The sequence below is a fragment of the Streptococcus oralis genome (assembly GCF_026782085.1).
GTDB lineage: Bacteria > Bacillota > Bacilli > Lactobacillales > Streptococcaceae > Streptococcus > Streptococcus oralis_DA.
Genome location: NZ_JAKUVW010000001.1, coordinates 150,569 through 171,293 on the forward strand (window position 1 = coordinate 150,569; position 20,725 = coordinate 171,293).

General features: G+C 39.8%; 8 protein-coding genes. All 8 read left to right on the forward strand.

Annotated features, from left to right (window positions below; translation table 11 throughout):
- Positions 1-108: 108 nt before the first annotated feature.
- Positions 109-4,740 (forward strand): antigen I/II family LPXTG-anchored adhesin, encoded by a 4,632-nt coding sequence (locus tag MK395_RS00750; RefSeq protein ID WP_268711076.1) that lies wholly within the window; start codon positions 109-111, stop codon positions 4,738-4,740.
- Between the two features lie 132 nt (positions 4,741-4,872).
- Positions 4,873-5,400 carry an FUSC family protein gene (locus MK395_RS00755; protein WP_049489973.1) on the forward strand — a complete coding sequence of 176 codons (528 nt, stop codon included), beginning with the start codon at positions 4,873-4,875 and terminating at the stop codon, positions 5,398-5,400.
- Positions 5,401-5,476: 76 nt separating this feature from the next.
- Positions 5,477-5,833, forward strand: coding sequence for a transcriptional repressor GlnR (gene glnR, locus MK395_RS00760; protein WP_000664333.1), 357 nt, complete (start codon positions 5,477-5,479; stop codon positions 5,831-5,833).
- A 38-nt stretch (positions 5,834-5,871) separates the two neighbouring features.
- Positions 5,872-7,218 (forward strand): type I glutamate--ammonia ligase, encoded by a 1,347-nt coding sequence (gene glnA / locus MK395_RS00765; RefSeq protein ID WP_044020261.1) that lies wholly within the window; start codon positions 5,872-5,874, stop codon positions 7,216-7,218.
- A 390-nt stretch (positions 7,219-7,608) separates the two neighbouring features.
- The gene (locus tag MK395_RS00770; protein WP_001168154.1) at positions 7,609-8,196 is read left to right on the forward strand and encodes a TlpA family protein disulfide reductase; all 588 of its coding nucleotides are present in this window, start codon (positions 7,609-7,611) and stop codon (positions 8,194-8,196) included.
- A 59-nt stretch (positions 8,197-8,255) separates the two neighbouring features.
- Positions 8,256-16,874 carry an LPXTG-anchored isopeptide-forming adhesin PadA gene (gene padA, locus MK395_RS00775; RefSeq protein WP_268711077.1) on the forward strand — a complete coding sequence of 2,873 codons (8,619 nt, stop codon included), beginning with the start codon at positions 8,256-8,258 and terminating at the stop codon, positions 16,872-16,874.
- Positions 16,875-16,950: 76 nt separating this feature from the next.
- On the forward strand, positions 16,951-18,771 hold the full coding sequence (locus MK395_RS00780; RefSeq protein ID WP_125418537.1) for a G5 domain-containing protein: 1,821 nt from the start codon (positions 16,951-16,953) through the stop codon (positions 18,769-18,771).
- A 362-nt stretch (positions 18,772-19,133) separates the two neighbouring features.
- On the forward strand, positions 19,134-20,725 hold a 1,592-nt coding region (locus MK395_RS00785; RefSeq protein WP_412079839.1), incomplete at its 3' end, for an Sgo0707 family adhesin.

Consider the following 20,725-nt stretch of genomic DNA (forward strand, 5'->3'; position numbering starts at 1 on the left):
AGGTGGAATTTTTCTATAAATAAAAAAAAGAGTAAATATTTGCATCCTGCCTTGTAAAGTGCTAGTATAAGAAGTAACGACTAAATTTAGATAAGGAAAAGGATTATAATGAAAAATAAAAAAGAAGTCTATGGATTTCGTAAAAGCAAAGTTGCGAAAACTTTGTGTGGTGCTGTTTTAGGAACTGCTTTGATTGCTTTTGCAGACAAAGCAGTATTTGCTGATGAAGTTACAGAGACAACTAGTACAAGTACAGTTGAGGTAGCTACTACAGGGAACCCAGCCACAAATCTACCTGAAGCTCAGGGTGAAATGAGCCAAGTTGCCAAAGAAAGCCAAGCTAAGGCTGGTTCTAAAGACTCAGCTTTGCCAGTAGAAGTATCATCAGCTGATTTGGATAAAGCAGTTGCCGATGCAAAATCTGCAGGAGTTAAGGTAGTTCAAGATGAAACAAAAGACAAAGGAACAGCCACAACTGCTACAGAGAATGCTCAAAAACAAGATGAGATTAAAAGCGACTATGCTAAACAGGCTGAAGAAGTAAAGACAACAACTGAAGCATATAAAAAAGAAGTCGCAGCTCATCAGGCTGAAACAGATAAAATCAATGCTGAAAACAAAGCAGCGGATGACAAGTACCAAAAAGATCTAAAAAGTCATCAAGAAGAAGTTGAAAAAATCAACACTGCTAATGCAACAGCTAAAGCAGAATATGAGGCTAAGCTAGCACAATATCAAAAAGATTTAGCAACTGTCAAAAAAGCAAACGAAGATAGTCAACAGGATTATCAAAATAAACTTTCAGCTTACCAGACAGAATTAGCTCGAGTACAAAAAGCTAATGCTGAAGCTAAAGAGGCTTATGATAAAGCAGTAAAAGAAAACACAGCTAAAAACGAAGCGCTTAAAGCTGAAAATGAAGCTATTAAACAGCGTAATGAAACTGCAAAAGCGAATTATGAAGCAGCGATGAAGCAGTATGAAGCAGACCTTGCAGCTATTAAGAAAGCTAAAGAGGATAATGATGCTGATTATCAAGCTAAATTAGCAGCTTATCAAACAGAATTGGCACGTGTTCAAAAGGCTAATTCTGATGCAAAAGTAGCCTATGAAAAGGCTGTTGAAGAAAACACAGCTAAAAACAATGCTATCCAAGCTGAAAATGAAGCTATTAAACAACGAAATGAAACAGCCAAGGCAACTTATGAGGCTAAAATAGCACAATACGAAAAAGACTTGGCAGCAGTCAAACAAGCGAATGCAGCTAACGAAACAGACTACCAAACTAAGTTAGCGGCTTATCAGACGGAATTAGCTCGCGTTCAAAAAGCTAATGCTGATGCTAAAGCAGCTTATGAGAAGGCTGTTGAAGAAAACACAGCTAAAAATGCAGCGCTCCAAGCTGAAAACGAAGAAATCAAGCAACGGAATGCCGCGGCTAAAACTGACTATGAAGCAAAATTAGCTAAATATGAAGCTGATCTTGCCAAATATAAGAAAGAGTTGGCTGAGTATCCGGCTAAGTTGCAGGCTTATAAAGATGAGCAGGCTAAAATTAAGGCGGCCCTTGTAGAACTTGAAAATAATAAAGATCAAGATGGTTACTTGTCTAAGCCATCTGCTCAGAGCTTGGTTTACGATTTAGAACCGAATGCTCAACTTGATCTCAAAACGGAAGGAAAACTTCTCACTGCAGCAGCAGTTGATGAAGCTTTTAAGAAAGACACAGTCCAATATGGCAAGAAAAATCTTCAGTTAGACAATCTAAATGTCAAGAACTTGGAAAACGGTGCTACCGCTTCTTCGGTGGAATTGTATGGTAATATTGGAGACAAATCTGACTGGACCACCAATGTAGGGAATAAAACAGAAGTTAAATGGGGCTCTGTTCTTCTAGAACGTGGGCAAAGCGTAACTGCAACTTATACCAACCTTCAAAATTCATACTACAATGGTAAAAAGATTTCTAAGATTGTTTACAAATATACTGTAGATCCTTCTTCTCAATTTAAAAATCCTAGTGGAAAAGTTTGGTTGGGAATCTTTAGTGACCCAACTTTGGGTGTCTTTGCTTCTGCTTACACTGGTGATGTTGAAAAAGGGACTTCAATTTTCATTAAAAATGAATTTACCTTCTATGATGAAAATGACCAACCAATTAATTTTGACAATGCCCTTCTTTCAGTAGCATCTCTAAACAGAGAAAATAATTCTATTGAGATGGCCAAGGATTACACTGGTAACTTTATTAAAATTTCCGGTTCATCTGTTGGAGAAAAAGACGGAAAGATTTATGCCACAGAAACCTTGAACTTTAAAAAAGACCAAGGTGGATCTCGTTGGACTATGTATCCAAATGGTCAACCTGGTTCAGGTTGGGATTCATCAGATGCTCCAAACTCTTGGTATGGTGCAGGAGCAATCAGCATGTCTGGTTCAACTAACCGTGTTACTGTTGGTGCCATTTCTGCGACCCTAGTAGTTCCTTCTGATCCAGTTATGGCGGTTGATACAGGTAAAAGACCAAACATCTGGTACTCACTCAATGGTAAGATTCGTGCCGTCAACGTTCCGAAAATTACAAAAGAAAAACCAACTCCACCGGTAGAACCTACTGCACCGCAAGCACCGTCTTATGAGGTGGAAAAACCATTGGAACCAGCTCCAGTAGCACCAAGCTATGAAAACGAGCCAACACCACCGGTAAAAACTCCAGATCAACCAGAGCCATCAAAACCAGAAGAGCCAACATATGAGACAGAGAAACCATTGGAACCAGCTCCAGTAGCACCAAACTACGAAAATGAGCCAACTCCACCGGTAAAAACTCCAGATCAACCGGAGCCATCAAAACCAGAAGAGCCAACATATGAGACAGAGAAACCATTGGAACCAGCTCCAGTAGCACCAAGCTATGAAAATGAGCCAACTCCACCGGTAAAAACTCCAGATCAACCAGAGCCATCAAAACCAGAAGAGCCAAATTATGATCCATTGCCAACTCCGCCGGTAGCACCAACTCCTAAGCAGTTGCCAACACCACCAGCGGTGCCAACAGTTCACTTCCATTACAATCGTCTATTTGCACAACCTCAGATTAATAAAGAAATTAAAAATGAGGATGGAGTAGATATCGACCGTACTCTAGTTGCTAAGCAGTCTGTAGTGAAGTTTGAGTTGAAAACGGAAGCTTTAACTGCAGGGCGTCCAAAAACAACTTCGTTTGTATTGGTAGATCCACTTCCAACTGGCTATCAGTTTGATTTGGAAGCAACCAAGGCTGCAAGCAAAGGTTTTGAAACAAGCTATGACAAAGCTAGTCACACTGTAACCTTTAAGGCTACTGAGGAGACCTTGGCTGCTTTCAATGCAGATTTGACAAAATCCTTTGAAACTCTATATCCAACTGTTGTTGGTCGTGTCTTGAATGATGGGGCGACTTATACAAATAACTTTACATTGACAGTCAACGATGCCTACGGTGTTAAGTCAAATATTGTTCGTGTAACGACTCCAGGTAAACCAAATGACCCTGACAATCCAAATAACAACTACATCAAGCCTTTGAAAGTTAACAAGAACAAGCAAGGTGTGAATATTGATGGCAAAGAAGTTCTAGCTGGTTCAACGAACTACTATGAACTCACATGGGATTTGGACCAATACAAGGGAGATAAATCTTCTAAAGAAGCGATTCAAAATGGTTTCTACTATGTGGATGATTATCCAGAAGAAGCCTTAACCCTTCAACCAGAATTGGTTAAGATCCGTGATCTAGAGGGCAATCTTGTATCAGGTATCAGTGTTCAACAGTTTGATAGTTTAGAAGCTGCGCCTAAGAAGGTTCAAGATCTGTTGAAGAAAGCAAACATCACTGTTAAAGGTGCTTTCCAACTCTTCTCAGCTGATAATCCAGCCGAATTCTACAAGAACTATGTAGCAGCAGGAAAATCATTGCTCATCACAGATCCGATGACAGTTAAACCTGAATTTGGTCAAACGGGTGGTAAGTATGAAAACAAAGCCTACCAAATTGATTTTGGAAATGGCTATGCTACAGAAGTAGTTGTCAATAATGTACCGAAAATCACACCTAAAAAAGATGTGACAATCAGTATGGATCCAAGCAGTGACAATATCGATGGCCAAACAATTCCGTTGAACCAGTACTTCAATTATCGTTTAATCGGTGGTTTGATTCCACAAAATCATTCTGAGGACTTAAATGACTATAGTTTTGTAGATGATTATGACCAAAAAGGTGATCAATACACTGGAAATTATAAAGTTCTTGCCAAGGTTGATATCCGATTGAAAGACGGTCGTGTTATCAAGGCAGGGACAGACTTAACAGCTGAAACACAGGTTGAACATGATAAAGATAAGGGAATGATTACCATTCGCTTCAAGGAAGAATTCCTTCAAGAGATTCAGTTGGATTCTCCATTCCAAGCTGAGACTTATATTCAAATGAAACGAATTGCTGTCGGAACCTTTGAAAATACCTATGTAAATACTGTGAATAAAGTTGCTTACGCTTCAAACACAGTTCGCACGACAACGCCAGAACCTAAGAAACCAGGGGAGCCAACAACTCCTACTCCAAATCCAAAAGGTAACCCTACTCTACCTCAAACAGGTACAAATGATTCAAGCTACATGCCATATCTTGGTCTAGCAGCTTTAGTAGGAGTTTTAGGACTTGGTCAGTTGAAACGTAAAGAAGACGAAAGTAACTAAGCTCTGAATTTAAATAGAAAAGAGGAACTCTGTTTCCTCTTTTTTATAGCCCTAAATTAAAAACGCTTCCTATTGATTTTCACTCATAAAATCAACTAATTTATGTTAAAATGGTAGTAGAAAGTTGAGATTATGAGTTATTTTAAAAAATATAAATTTGATAAGTCACAGTTCAAGCTTGGTATGCGAACTTTCAAAACGGGGATTGCTGTATTTATAGTTCTCTTGATTTTTGGTTTTTTTGGCTGGAAGGGGCTTCAAATCGGAGCATTGACAGCGGTCTTCAGTCTACGAGAGAGCTTTGATAAGAGCGTCCATTTTGGAACTTCGCGTATCTTAGGAAATAGCATTGGCGGTTTTTACGCCCTTGTCTTTTTCCTCTTAAACACTTTATTTCATGGAGCCTTTTGGGTAACCTTACTAGTTGTTCCGATTTGCACCATGTTAACCATTATGACAAATGTCGCCATGAACAACAAGGCAGGAGTTATCGGTGGTGTAGCGGCTATGTTAATCATTACCCTATCAATACCAAGCGGAGAAACATTTTTGTACGTGTTTGCGCGCGTATTTGAAACATTTATGGGAGTTTTTGTCGCAATCCTTGTAAATTATGATATTGAGCAACTGAAACTCTTTTGGGATAAAAAAAGAAAATAATGTTACATTTTATGACATTATTCGTTGACGTATGTCTTTTTTTAGACTATAATAGACAGGAAGAAGGAAATTGTAAATGAAGGAAAGAGAATTTCGCCGAAATATGGCTGTTTTTCCTATCGGCAGTGTTATGAAGTTGACCGATCTCTCGGCGCGTCAGATTCGTTATTATGAAGATCAAGAGTTGATAAAGCCTGATCGAAACGAAGGGAACCGTCGCATGTATTCTTTGAATGACATGGATCGTCTACTTGAAATCAAAGATTATATCTCTGAAGGTCATAATATTGCTGCGATTAAGAAAAAATATGCTGAACGCGAGGCGAAGTCCAAGAAAGCCGTGAGTCAGACGGAAGTGCGTCGCGCACTCCACAATGAACTCCTCCAGCAAGGGCGCTTTGCTTCAGTACGGTCACCCTTTGGTCGCGGTTAGGCAATCGCAAGTAGTCATATATATTAAGGAGAAAACCCATGCCAATCACAGCTGCAGATATTCGTCGTGAAGTCAAGGAAAAAAATGTTACCTTTATCCGTCTCATGTTTTCAGATATTCTGGGAACCATGAAAAACGTCGAAATTCCTGCTACAGATGAACAGTTAGATAAGGTCTTGTCAAACAAAGCCATGTTTGATGGCTCTTCTATTGAAGGTTTTGTACGTATCAATGAGTCAGATATGTACTTGTACCCAGACTTGGATACATGGACAGTCTTCCCTTGGGGAGATGAAAATGGAAGTGTTGCAGGTTTGATCTGTGATGTCTATACAACAGAAGGCGAACCCTTTGCAGGTGACCCACGTGGTAATCTGAAGCGTGCACTTAGTCATATGGAAGAAGTAGGATTTAAATCCTTCAACCTTGGTCCAGAACCAGAATTCTTCCTATTTAAGTTGGATGAAAATGGGGATCCAACTCTTGAGGTAAATGACAAGGGTGGCTACTTCGACTTGGCCCCTACTGACCTTGCAGACAATACGCGTCGTGAAATCGTGAATGTCTTGACCAAAATGGGATTTGAAGTAGAAGCGAGTCACCACGAGGTTGCGGTTGGACAACATGAAATTGACTTCAAGTATGATGAAGTCCTCCGTGCCTGTGACAAGATTCAAATCTTTAAACTCGTTGTTAAAACCATTGCTCGCAAACATGGCCTTTACGCAACCTTTATGGCTAAACCGAAATTTGGTATTGCTGGATCAGGTATGCACTGTAATATGTCCTTGTTTGATGCAGAAGGAAATAATGCCTTCTTTGATCCAAATGATCCAAAAGGAATGCAGTTGTCTGAAACGGCCTACCATTTCCTTGGCGGTTTGATTAAGCATGCTTACAACTATACTGCTATCATGAACCCAACAGTTAACTCATACAAACGTTTGGTTCCAGGTTATGAAGCGCCTGTTTACATTGCTTGGGCTGGTCGTAACCGTTCGCCACTTGTGCGCGTACCAGCTTCACGTGGTATGGGAACTCGTCTTGAGTTGCGTTCAGTGGACCCGATGGCAAACCCATACATCGCTATGGCAGTTCTATTGGAAGTTGGTTTGCATGGTATTGAAAACAAAATCGAAGCACCAGCTCCTATCGAAGAAAATATCTATATCATGACAGCGGAAGAGCGTAAGGAAGCTGGAATTACTGACCTTCCATCAACGCTTCACAACGCCTTGAAAGCCTTGACTGAGGATGAAGTGGTCAAGGCAGCCCTAGGTGAACACATCTACACGAGCTTCCTTGAAGCTAAACGTATCGAGTGGGCTAGCTATGCAACCTTTGTGTCACAATGGGAAGTTGATAATTATCTTGATTTGTATTAAGAACATAAAAAAGATTGTCTGATTGGGCAATCTTTTTTATTATTGCAAATTTTTAAATGTATTTCGTTGCTGTTTTTAGTATAGTTATTATATAGAAAAACAGAAAACAAGAAAGAGTGAATTATGCATTAAAAAGAAATAATATTCTGAAAATAATTAGAAAATAACGTCCAATCATTTTCATTATACCTATTTAATGCAGTAGTGTGGCGGGTTTAGCGTGAGAAAGAAAAAAGTTTACAATTTGACAACATATTTCTTGAAATACTAATTAGTAAATGATAAAATGTTTTTTGGAATGGATGAGTTTCGGAGGGTTCATAAATTATTTACTATATTATTTACTCAAGCTGTACTCGCCATATTTCATCAAAAAGGAAAGGAGATTCTATGCAAAAAGATAAGTGGTGGCTTCCGTTTTTAGCAGTGGGAGTCATCATCGGATTGTCGGTGGGTTTGATTTATTATACTAGACCCGCTAAGGACGGAGAAGTAGGGACTTCATCAGTTTCGCAATCAACTTCAAGTGCTGAGAACAATACTGCCTTGAGTCTAAAAGGTCAACAACTTCCAGAATTTAAAATGACTTCTCAAGACGGTAAATTGGTTGCTAGTTCAGAGCTGTATGATAAACCTATGTTAATTGTCGAATGGGCTAGTTGGTGTCCTCATTGTCAGAAACAACTACCCATTGTTCAGCAGATGTATGAAAAGTATGGTGAACAGATCAATTTTGTTTTACTAAATATGAACGAACCTGGTAAAGAAACAAAAGAGAGTGCTGATCGATACATTAAGGAAAAAGGATACACTTTCCCTTATTACTATGACGAAGATCAATCAGCTGCAGATCTATTACAGGTTCAGACCATACCAAGTATGTATTTTGTAACCAAAAAGCAAGAAGTAAAAAATGTATTGGTTAACCATTCCGATGCGGAAAGCTTTTCTAAAGAGTTGCAAACACTACTCAACTAACATATATCTACTATAGAAAAGGGGGAAGAAGAAATCACAATAGGATTTCAGAAATAGCAATGAGAGATTTCATTAAAAAGGTCTCCATATTGTTTATCATTTTATTCTTATCTGTTCCATTAGCCTTAATGGGACAGCTACTTGGTAGCGCTGCAGCAAATGAAGGCGGTAGTACTATTGAAGTAGGTGGAAATACAAAGATAACACAAAATGGATGTTCCCGTAAAATTGAAAAAACGGAAAAAATTAGCTGGCGCCTGCCTAGAAAACCAGTGGATTTGGTAATCTTGCAGGATGCGAGTGGATCATTTAAGAACACCATTCCAAATGTCCAGAATGCTTTAAAAACTCTGACGACATTTGTGAAGGAAGAAGAGTATGATGAAAATAACCCACGTTTGGTTAAGACTGATAATCCAGATACATCAGACCGGGTTATGATGGCGACCTTCCAAGGTGCAGATGGATACAACTACTACTACAATAACGATTTTACAGGCCGTAAAGATGTTTATGGTAGTTGGGGACCTGACTATGATTACAAATACAAGGCAAGTAACTTGTCTTCTGACCAAAATGATATCCATCAATTCATTAATAATATTAAAGTAGCGGGAGGAACACCAACTGTTCCAGCTATTGACGATGTCATTGCTCAATATAATGAAAGAAAAGGGAATATGGCTAATGGTCGTAAAACTATCTTTCTTTTGATTACGGATGGTGTTGCCAATGGGAAACGTGACCCTGATGGTAAGGTTCGTCTAGAGTACAGTGACTATCGGAACAATATTCTTACACGTGCATGGAATTTTAATGAACTAACAGAGGCGTCTCAAAACGTTTTAGGGCGTGTGAAAGAGGTTAAGGAAGCATCTACAAGACTTAAAAATGTTGTTGGTTCTGAAGGAACAGTAGTAGTTGGTTTCTGGGAAGACGTAACAATCTTTGCGAATTCCAAAGCTCAGTACTATGACACATATAAAGAAGGTTATTCAAAATATTTTGATATAGGGGATAACCGAAGTGTCCAAGAGATTTTCCATGAAGCATTAGAGGGGATGGCTTCTCCAGCTAAAAATATCAATGGAAAAGATGTTTCCTTCTATGTTAATGAACAAAGCGATATCAATAAATTCTCAAGTCGAGTTCTAGAATCTGTTGGTGCTGCTCTGGTTAAAGAAGATATCAAAGGTGAGTTTGAAGTTACTCCAGGATATAAGGTAGATGCAGTTCGAATCAATGGTAAGAAGATTGTATCAAAGGTTACCGATTCGAAGAAAGAAATTCGTGGTAAGATTGTTCAAGAAGGAGACAAGGTTACAATCTCTGTTCCAGAGAGTGTCTTTAATCCAGGAAACAACAAGTTTGACTATGATTTGAGTAAGGAAGCACATGCTGAACAAGTTGATGAGGATGATGAGCAAGACCCTCCTGCAGACTACAAACCAGTTAAGGAGACAGTTCCAATTCCTGAGTTGACTGGTAAATTTAAAGTTGGTGATTTTGCGACTGAAACAATCGGTGGTTCGAAAGAAACTGTAGAAGTTCAAAAACTTGAATACTGTTACCCAAGTGCCACCAAGAAAATTGCAGACCAAGATCAAAGCAATGATACTGGTACTATTGAAGATCCGCTTCAATTAACCAAAAAACCATCCTATGCAGCGAACTTGTCTGCCAAAGATGAAACATTTACTTATACAGTAGATTACAACTTCAACAACGCTCCATATGAGTTCAAGAAAAATGTTATGCTGACTGACCCTCTTGACTATCGTTTAGAAGTTGTAGGTCATCATGCTTCTGGACCACAAGGTCAAATCTTGACTCGTGTAGTGAAACAAAATGACGATCTCGGAAACGAACGTGATGTTGTTGTTGCTGATGTACCAAGTGTGAATGGTTATGAATACTTAGTGCTTCAAAAAGCTAAAATGACCATTACCGTTCGCTTGAAGGAGCAATATCGCAATAATCAAGCGAGCAAAGAATTTATGGCCCTTCTTCAGGATAATGATGGTTTCGGTTTGCTGAACCAGGGTAATATCATGTGGAATGGTGAGGATAATAATCCTGATCCAAGTAACCATGCTAAAACAGCTGACAAACCAAGTACAATTCGACGCTCAAACCCAGTCTATGTCAAACCACCAGTCGAGACAGAAGTTACAAAGAAGGTCAATGATAAGGAACATGAAAATCTTAAGAAAGAAGAAGAACTCTTCGAGTACAAGGTGACTGTTCCATGGCCAGGCATTGCAGATACATTCAGCCTTACGGATACAGTTGTTTCAGAGTTGGAAGTTCAGGCAGATAGCTTGAATGTAAAACTTGGTGAAAAAGATAATACTGAGTTGAAAACTGCTACAAAAGTTGAAGGTCAAACTGTTTCACTGACTCTTGATAAAACTCAACTTGAAAAAATCTCACGTAAGGTAACGCGTCGTAAAACTAAAGATGTTCAATACCTTGAATTGACCTTCAAGGCTAAGATTCGTCCGGGTGCTGACCTTTCTAAATATAAGGAAGATGGTCAAATTAAAGTACCTAACACGGCAGATGTTGCCTTGAATGATATCAAGAAAACATCGAATAAAGTAACGGTTACCCCACCAAAACCACAAGAACCTTCTATTGATAAGAAGATTAATGAGAACTTGGATAGCTTCCAAACGTTTGATGGGCAACCATACAACTACAACATTACAACAGCAGTACCAAGTGATGTTGCCAATTACAAGAAATTTGTGATTCGTGATACACTGGATGCTAATTTGGAACTTGCAGGCGACGTAAGTATTAAAGGTTCTGCAGCGGCCCTCTTTGATATCCACACCAATGGCCAAGAGATTACGGCAACGGTGAAGGATGGTCAGTTTGGTGAACTTGCAAAATACTCAACTGTTGAACTAGTCATTCCTGCAAAAGTTAAAAATGATGTGACAGGTACAACCATTGAAAACAAGGCTTCTATTTCCTTTACAAATGAGAATAATGTAGAGAAAGAAGTTGAATCGAAACCTGTCACCGTAACGCCACCTCCTGTAACGAAGAAGATCAATGAAACCCTTGATCACTTAGATATCGCGACAGGTCAAGCGTATAACTACAACATTAAGACAAAACTTCCAACAGATATTACAGATTACAAGAAATTTGTGATTACAGATACACTTGAAGGAGATTTGTCAGTTATCAATGAAACTTCAAGCAAACCAGTTATCAAAGGAGCAGCTGCAGCCTTCTTCGATGTAACAGTTGAGGGTCAAACCGTGACTGCAACGATGAAGGACTTTGCGAACGCTACAGCTCTTGCTGGTCAAGAAGTGGAATTGATTATTCCGGCTAAGATCAATGATGGAGTGAGTCGTATCAACATTCCAAATACTGCGAAGTTCAGCTTCACAGATAAGAACGATCATAGCGGAGAAAAAGAAACGAAACCTGTCACCGTAACCCCTCCATCAGAACCAGGTGTTGATAAGAAAATCAACGAAACACTGACAGAGGCAACAATCGGTGCGGAAACCGACTTTACTTATAATATCAAAGCGAAATTGCCAAATGATATTACAACGTACAAGTCTTTCGTTGTAACGGATACCTTGGATGAGAACTTGACTCCAGGTCAAGCTGAAATCAAGGGAGCGGCAGCGAAATTCTTCGATGTAACAGTTCAAGGTCAAACCGTGACTGCAACGATGAAAGATTTTGCGAATGCGGGTGACTACGGTAACCAAGAAGTAGAACTCGTGATTCATGCCAAAGTGAAGAAAGGCTCAACTGTTCCATCTATTGAGAACAAAGCTAAGATTACTTACACCAACAAGAATGACCAACAAGGTGAGAAAGAAACCAAGCCGGTCACTGTTACACCACCACCAATCACGAAGAAGGTGAATGGTCAGGAACACGCAGATCTTGGTAAGTTATCAGAAATCTTTACTTATACGATTGACTCAACGGTTCCACATGTGGCAGATAGCTTCACCATTTCAGATGATATCGTCAAAGAATTGGCATTTGAAGGAGAAGCAACGGTCACTGTTGATGGCCAAGCTGTTCAAGACCTCACTGTAACAACAGAAGGTCAACGTTTGACGGTCACATTTGGTAAAGAGCAAGTGAAACAATATGCTGGTAAAGCTGTACAAGTTTCATTTAAGGCTAAGGTGAAGGAAGGCATTACCTTTGATGCACTCTTAGCGGCTTATCCAAATGAATCAAAAGACAAGCCGGTAGTACCAAATACTGCTAGCTACATCATTAATGATAATCCTGATTCTAAGAAAGAATCAAAACCAGTTACCGTTACACCACCACCAACCACTACTCCAGAGCTTAAGAAGGAAGTAAACGGAGCAGAACGTTATGATCTTGCAAAACGTAATGAAGAGTTTACTTATACTTTGAAAACAACAATGCCTGCCAGCGCAACTGTGTTTGAGATGACAGACGAGTTGAAAGAAGTTCTAGAATTTGTTGGTGAGAATGCTTCAGCCACTGTTAAACTTGATGGTGAGGATGCAGGATCGAAGGCGACAGTGACACTTTCTGGTCAAGTCATCAAAGTTGCCTTTACAGAAGCTTCTGTCAAAGCAGATGCAGGTAAGACTATTGAAGTAAACTTCAAGGCTAAAATCAGAGATAATGCCAACTTATCAGCTTATGTGAATAAAGATGGTAAGACAGAGATTCCGAATAAGGCTTCTTACGACATCGATCACAATCCGAAATATCACAAGGATTCGAACGAAGTCCCAGTAACGCCTCCAACACCAGACGAGCCAGAGATCAAGAAGGATGTGAACGGCAAGGCAGAAGAAACCCTCGCAAAACGTGATGAAGTCTTCACATACAACGTGAAAACAACAGTAGCGCAAGATGCGACAGCCTTCAGCGTAACCGATAAGATCGAAGATGTTCTTGAATTCGCAGGAACTTCAAGTGCTAAATTGAATGGTCAAGCGCTTGATGCTAGCCAAATCAAGGTAGAAGGTCAAACCATTACCTTGACGCTTACAGAAGAACAAGTAAAAGCCAATGGCGGTCAAGCAGTTGAATTAACATTCGACGCGAAGATCAAAGCGGGTGCGAACTTGTCTGCGTATGTGAAGGAAGACGGCCGTACACAGATTCCGAATAAGGCTTCTTATGACGCAAGCTTCCCACACAAACCAGATGTACACAAGGACTCGAACGAAGTTCCAGTAACGCCTCCAACACCAGAAGAGCCAGAAATCAAGAAAGATGTGAACGGCAAAGAAGCTGAAACTCTTGACAAACGCGATCAAGTCTTCACCTATAATGTGAAAACAAGTGTAGCGCAAGATGCGACAGCCTTCGCAGTCACAGATACACTCGTAGACGTTCTTGAATTCGCAGGAACTTCAAGTGCTAAATTGAATGGTCAAGCGCTTGACGCTAGCCAAATCAAGGTAGAAGGTCAAACCATTACCTTGACGCTTACAGAAGAACAAGTGAAAGCCAATGGCGGTCAAGCAGTTGAATTAACATTCGACGCGAAGATCAAAGCGGGTGCGAACTTGTCTGCGTATGTAACAGAAGATAAGTCAATCAAGGTTCCGAACAAGGCAGCTTACAAGGCGGATCTTCCAAATAAACCAGGCTTCACTAAGGATTCGAACGAAGTCCCAGTAACGCCTCCAACACCAGAAGAGCCAGAAATCAAGAAAGATGTGAATGGCAAAGAAGCTGAAACTCTTGACAAACGCGACCAAGTCTTCACTTACAACGTGAAAACAAGTGTAGCGCAAGATGCGACAGCCTTCGCAGTCACAGATACACTCGTAGACGTTCTTGAATTCGCAGGAACTTCAAGTGCTAAATTGAATGGTCAAGCTCTTGATGCCAGTCAAATCAAGGTAGAAGGTCAAACCATTACCTTGACGCTTACAGAAGAACAAGTGAAAGCTAATGGCGGTCAAGCCGTTGAATTAACATTCGACGCCAAGATCAAAGCCGGCGCGAACTTGTCTGATTATGTAACAGAAGATAAGTCAATCAAGGTTCCGAACAAGGCAGCTTACAAGGTAGATCTTCCAAACAAGCCAGGCTTCACTAAGGATTCCAATGAAGTTCCAGTAACGCCACCGACACCAGAAGAGCCAGAAATCAAGAAAGATGTGAACGGCAAAGAAGCTGAAACTCTTGACAAACGTGACCAAGTCTTCACTTACAACGTGAAAACAACAGTAGCGCAAGATGCGACAGCCTTCGCGGTAACGGATACACTAGTGGATGTTCTTGAGTTCGCAGGAACTTCAAGTGCTAAATTGAATGGTCAAGCTCTTGACGCTAGCCAAATCAAGGTAGAAGGTCAAACCATTACCTTGACGCTTACAGAAGAACAAGCTAAAACAAGTGCTGGTCAAGCTGTTGAATTAACTTTCGACGCTAAGATCAAAGCGGGTGCTAACTTGTCTGATTATGTAACAGAAGATAAGACTGTGAAAGTTCCTAACAAGGCAGCTTACAAGGCAGATCTTCCAAACAAACCAGGCTTTACGAAAGACTCTAATGAAGTCCCAGTAACGCCACCAACACCAGAAGAGCCAGAAATCAAGAAAGATGTGAATGCTAAAGCTGAGGAAATCCTCGCTGATCGTGACCAAATTTTCACTTACAACGTGAAAACAAGTGTCCCAACAGATGCGACAGCCTTCAGTGTAAGCGATACACTTGAATCTGTTCTTGATTATGCAGGTTCAGTAAAAGCGAGCTTGAATGGTCAAGCCCTTGATGTAAGTCAAATCAAGGTAGAAGGTCAAACCATTACCTTGACGCTTACAGAAGACCAAGTGAAAGCCAATGGCGGTCAAGCTGTGGAATTGAGCTTCACTGCGAAGATTAAAGCGGGAGCTGATTTGACTCCATATCTAACAGATCGTGGATTCACTGTTCCAAATACGGCTTCTTATGATGCAAACATTCCACATAGACCAGGGCTACACAAAGATTCGAATAAAGTTCCGGTTATCGTTCCAAAAGAACCAGAACCAGAAATTACGAAGAAAATCAACCGTACCTTGGACCACTTGGATGTCGAATACGATGCACCTTACATGTACAATGTCAATACAGCTTTGCCAAAAGATATTGATAAGTACAAAGAGTTCACCGTAACGGATAAACTCGAATCTGTCTTGGCAATCGCTGATACGCCAGTAGCCTATGTGGACGGTCGTGATGCAAATGGAGCTCTTGAAACAAGTGTTGAAGGAAACACTGTCACTGTAAAAGTGAAAGATTTCGCTCGACTAAAAGGCTTCAAAGAGATTCAATTGTACATCCCAGCTAAACTCAAAGCGAATAGCGATTTGAAAGCTTATAAGGACCAATTGGTACCAAACAAAGCAACTGTCAACTTCAAGGATGCCAATGGTCAATCTGGCAGCAAGGAATTAAAACCGGTAACGGTGAAACCACGTGACCCAGAAAAACCAACAGATCCGACACCAGGTGAACCTGCTAAGACAGTTGGACCAGAAAATGGATCAACACCAGGGACTTTATACAACTTGCCAAATGCAACAGATACTTTCCGCTTCGATATCACTACTCCGGTTCCAACGGATCCAGTGGATGAAAATGGAAATGCCAAGAAAGATCAATATGGTCGTCTTGTCAAGACAGATTTGACGAACTTCATGATCGGTGATGAAATCCATTCAGTTTTGAAAGTCAATAAAGACCGCATCGCTCTTAAAGTTGAAAATGCTCAGTTTGACAAGCTCAAAGCGGCTCTTCAAGCCCAAGTTGAACAGGCAGAGAAGGAACTGAAAGCTTTGACAGGTAAATCAACTGATGAGACCTCAACAGAGAATAACAAGAAGGAAGACCTAAAAGCGGCGGAAGCTAAAGTGGCTGAATTGAAAGCGAAGTTGGAAGCAGCTAAGGCAGCGCAACCAGCTAAACCAGCTGAAGTGGAAACGCCGGCTACTCCAGCTACATCTGATTCTTCTGCAACAGAAGATAAGAAACCTGCTGACACCGAAACAAGTCAAAATCTTGCAAGCCTAGAGGCAGAGTTGAAAGCAGCTGAAGAAAACTTGGCTAAACTTCAAGCACCAGCTCAGAAAGAAGCAGAATTGGCACCAGCTGATAAGAAACAACAACAAGAGAAACTCGAAAATGAAATCAAGAAACTAAAAGAAGCTCAAACTAAGCTTCAAGCAGCTATTGATAAATTGAGTAAGGTTTCAAATGATCGTAGTGAATTAGTAGGTAAAGAGTTGGAAACAATTGCCACTGTTACTTACGATGAAGCTAAAAACATTGTAACTCTTGAAATCAGCGATAAGGATGTTCTTGAAGCCTTGAAGGGAAGTAAAGTAACTCTCGTTCTTTATACCAACTTCAGAGAAGGAACAGATTTTGCACAATTCGCGATAGGTGTACCAAATACGGCAAAAGTAAGCTTTAACGATAAATCAAAAACTACCAACAAGGTTGTGGTGACACCACCGGTTCCGGTAACGCCACCAGCTCCAAATATCCCACCAGCAGAGGGGGATATTCCGAAAAAACCAACAGAACCAGGTAAAACATTGCCAAATACAGGTTCTGAAGTTTCTACAGTTCTTGAAGTAGTTGCAGCTCTTGCTGCAGGACTTGCAGGACTTCTAGTTTGGAAGCGTAAAGCTGAACGTTAGTACCATATAGTAAGAGGAGAGTAGAAAAATTTACTCTTCTCCTTACTGTATATTGAAAGTGTTAAGGGAAAAAATAATGAGTAGAAAAAAATTATTAAAGTTAGGAATTTCTATACTTGCTTTAAATGCTCTTGGAGTAGCAACTTATCATGTAGCTCCTGACTTGTATCGAATTCCAACAGTGCATGCAGAGGAAACTCCGGCAGAAGATGAAGAAATTCCAGACGGACAAGAGCGAAACATTGCAAATACGTTCAAAAGAATGCTCAATAATATAGAATCTTCAATTAAGGATTATACAGATAATCCAGAAGAGGAGAACAAAGAACTCCTAGAGGGTGATGTAGAAGAAGCAAAGAATTTTTTTGAGACTGCAAAGAAAGCAATGAAGAGTCCAGAAGGTCAAAAAAGTTTTGCGGCGCTTGAAGCTCACTACAATTCTTTAAAAGCTAAGGCTGAGGCACTTCTCACTGGGGGAGATTTAAAAGAAGAACATCAAGAAGTCACAACTACTGAGGAGATTCCTTACCCATCTCGGACAGAAAACAATGCAGACCTCGCTGAAGGTACTCGAAAGGTAAAACAAGCGGGAGAAAAAGGTCAGAAGAAAGTTGTTTGGGATGTTACTTTGGTAAATGGCGTTGAGAAAAAACGTGATAGAAAGAGCCAAACAGTAATTAAAGAACCAGTAGAAGAAATCATCGAAGTTGGAACTAAGAAAACAGGTGTTGAAACCAAAGAAACAGTGACTGTGGAGGAAAAAGTTGCTTTCAAAGAAGAAACGAAAGTAGACCCAGCACTGGATAAAGGTCAAACGCGTGTTGAAGAAGGTGAAGAAGGTATCGATGAAGTCACTTATGAAGTGACAAAAGTGGATGGTGTTGAAAAATCTCGTAAAGAAGTTTCACGCAAGACCAAGAAAGCAGCCAAAAACAAGATTACTTATACCGGTTCAAAAGCTGTTGTAACGACTAAGGAAGTAACCAAAACTGAAGAAGTTTCCTTCCAGACTCGTGAGGTTGAAAATGCACTCTTAGCTGAAGGTGTTCGCCGAGTGAAGACAGCTGGTCAAAAGGGTGTTCGTACCATTGTTGAAACAGTGACTTACACAGACGGCGTTGAAACAGGTCGCGAGGTGAAATCAAACACAATCACTACTCCAGCAGTAGACGAAGTTGTCGAAATTGGAACTAAGAAAGCAGTAGCCCCAGTTGTAACGACTAAGGAAGAAACCAAGACAGAAGAAGTTGCTTTCCAAACTAAGGAAGTAACAAATCCAGATCTTCCAGAAGGAAGTCGTCAAGTGAAGACAGCTGGTAAGAAGGGTGTTCGCACCATTGTTTACACAGTTACCTACACAGACGGCGTTGAAACAGGTCGTGTTGAGAAATCCAACACAATCACCACTCCAGCAGTAGATGAAGTTGTTGAAGTTGGAACTAAGAAAGTAGTAGCCCCAGTTGTAACGACTAAGGAAGAAACGAAGACAGAAGAAGTTGCTTTCCAAGTCAAAGAAGTGCAGAACGCAGACCTTCCAGAAGGCAGTCGTCAAGTGAAAGCTGCTGGTAAGAAGGGTGTTCGCACCATTGTTTATACAGTGACTTACACAGATGGCGTTGAAACAGGTCGTGTTGAGAAATCAAACACAATCACTACTCCAGCAGTAGATGAGATTGTTGAAGTTGGAACTAAGAAAGTAGCTTCTACAACAACCAACGGTAATAAGAATGATACTGCAACAACAGGGAACCAATCTGGAAGCACTAAGAAAGAAGAAACTGCAAGCCAAGATAAGAAAGTTCTACCAAGCACAGGTACAGCTTCTACCAGTCTTCTTTCAATGATTGGTTTATTTATCGCCGGTCTAGTAGGCTTTGTCGTTCGTAAGAAGGACTAAGGCTCTCTAATATACAAAAGTATCTTTTGTACGAGAAATACTAAAAAGAACCCAGAATTTATTCTTGGGTTCTTTCTTTATAAAAAATTAAATATATTAATGTTTATGTGTGGCTTGAGTACGTTATGAAACTCATAGAGTGATAATAGGATTAACTATAAAACAGTTATTCACATGGTGTAAACGCCTTTTCTAAAATTTTTATATTTTAATTATTCTCACCAAAAATTGACAATCTGGAAATACAAAATAATAAATTTTTATCTATAATCTACTTTTAATTGCCCTTTTTTTGTGTTAAAATGAGATGAATATTTCTTTTGAAATGATTAAACAATCATTTTTAGTTTTGGAGGTACATTATGAAATGGAAATATCGCATGAGAATGCCTTTTTCTACTATTTTCAGTAGAAAAAAACAGGCTTTTCTCGGACTAGTCGTTTTACTTTTTTCTATTTTTCTTATTCCGCTTCAATCTTATGCGGCTTTAGAAGAAATAAAAAACGGAACGGATATCTCAACCTTGGATATTCGTAAGTTTAATTTGAACATCAACAATTTTAGTGTTTTATCTAAATCACAGGCTGTTGATCAGTTTCATTTATCGAATCCCCACTATGAATATCTCTGGGGTGGTGCCTATCCAGGCGAGATGGAGAACTTTACTCTTAAAGTAGATAAAAGTAAAAAACAGGATCAAGTTTTTGAAAATCCTCTTTCTCTAAAATTCACAAATATTGGGACAGTTAATGGTAAGCAAGTAGATGCTTACTTAAAATTCAATAAGGTAACTCTTCACTATCTAAACACTGCTCAGGCAGAATCTGAGATGAATAGTGCTCAAAAATCTACTGTTGAATTTTTCTCTATTTCAGAATTGTGGGAAAATAATGCTTTTGAAATTGGGAATGTTCCCTATGTAGATGCAGCTCATGACTACATTATGAATAAGGCTTTTTGGCTTGATGCGGATGTAACAGCAGAGTTGCGTTATGCAGATGGTTCCGAGACAGATTTGAAGTTGGTTATGAAGCCAACAGACATCGATGCAATGGATGCCAACAACTTGAAGGAAACCTTCTATGTTAAGGATTATCAAAATGATGTTAATCTTCGTTTGATGAATAATGCCAATGTCTTAAGACAGGAAGATCAAGGAGATCGAACTGCTTGGGTAGCAACTCAGATTACAAGCGGTAGCTATTCTGAGAACAATATCTCTGGTTTTGCCCTTCGATCAAATAGTAATAGTATGAATTTTGGTTACTCATCAACAGAGGTTGCTTCGGCCGTCTTTGGTCTTTATATTGAAAAAATTGATCCGAGCCCTGTTCTAGCAGTGGATCCTACAGAGATTCCAGCTAAGGAGGGACAAGATGTAACCTATAAAGCTACGTTTAAAGTTCCGGTTCCAGGTAAGGACATTTTAGCAACGCCTTCATCTATCGAAATGGTTCAGAAATTTGATGAGCGCCTTAATTATCAAGGACTTAAAGTGGAATCAGGTGGAGTGACTCTGCAAGAAGGACGTGACTATACGATTGAGAAGTCAGGTCAAATAGTTACTGTTAAAATGACACCTGAATACATAAAAGCAAATTCTTCTGCTGAAATTATTGTAACTTATAATACTACTACAAACAAAAAAGTAGAAGAAAAAGGTTCTGGAAAGATTGACAATACTGTAACATTGCATGTTGATAATTTATCAGCTCCTTCTAATCAGGTAAGCACGGCCCTCCTTTATGAAAAACATCATGAGTTTGTGAGTGGAACCCCAGGCAAAGAACTTCCACAAGAAGTGAAAGACCTGCTTCCAGCAACAGAAAAGAACTTGTCTAATGGTACTCAAGTAACGCCAACACAACCAAGCCAAACAGAAGTGAAGACGGCAGAGGGTACATGGAGCTTTAAGTCTTATGACAAGGCATCAGAAACCATCAATGGAGCGGA

Bases quoted from the DNA above. Each gene is read 5' to 3' on its own strand.
- padA (WP_268711077.1), top strand. From the start codon at position 8,256: ATGAGAGATTTCATTAAAAAGGTCTCCATATTGTTTATCATTTTATTC.
- MK395_RS00750 (WP_268711076.1), top strand. From the start codon at position 109: ATGAAAAATAAAAAAGAAGTCTATGGATTTCGTAAAAGCAAAGTTGCG.
- MK395_RS00755 (WP_049489973.1), top strand. From the start codon at position 4,873: ATGAGTTATTTTAAAAAATATAAATTTGATAAGTCACAGTTCAAGCTT.
- glnA (WP_044020261.1), top strand. From the start codon at position 5,872: ATGCCAATCACAGCTGCAGATATTCGTCGTGAAGTCAAGGAAAAAAAT.
- glnR (WP_000664333.1), top strand. From the start codon at position 5,477: ATGAAGGAAAGAGAATTTCGCCGAAATATGGCTGTTTTTCCTATCGGC.
- MK395_RS00770 (WP_001168154.1), top strand. From the start codon at position 7,609: ATGCAAAAAGATAAGTGGTGGCTTCCGTTTTTAGCAGTGGGAGTCATC.
- MK395_RS00780 (WP_125418537.1), top strand. From the start codon at position 16,951: ATGAGTAGAAAAAAATTATTAAAGTTAGGAATTTCTATACTTGCTTTA.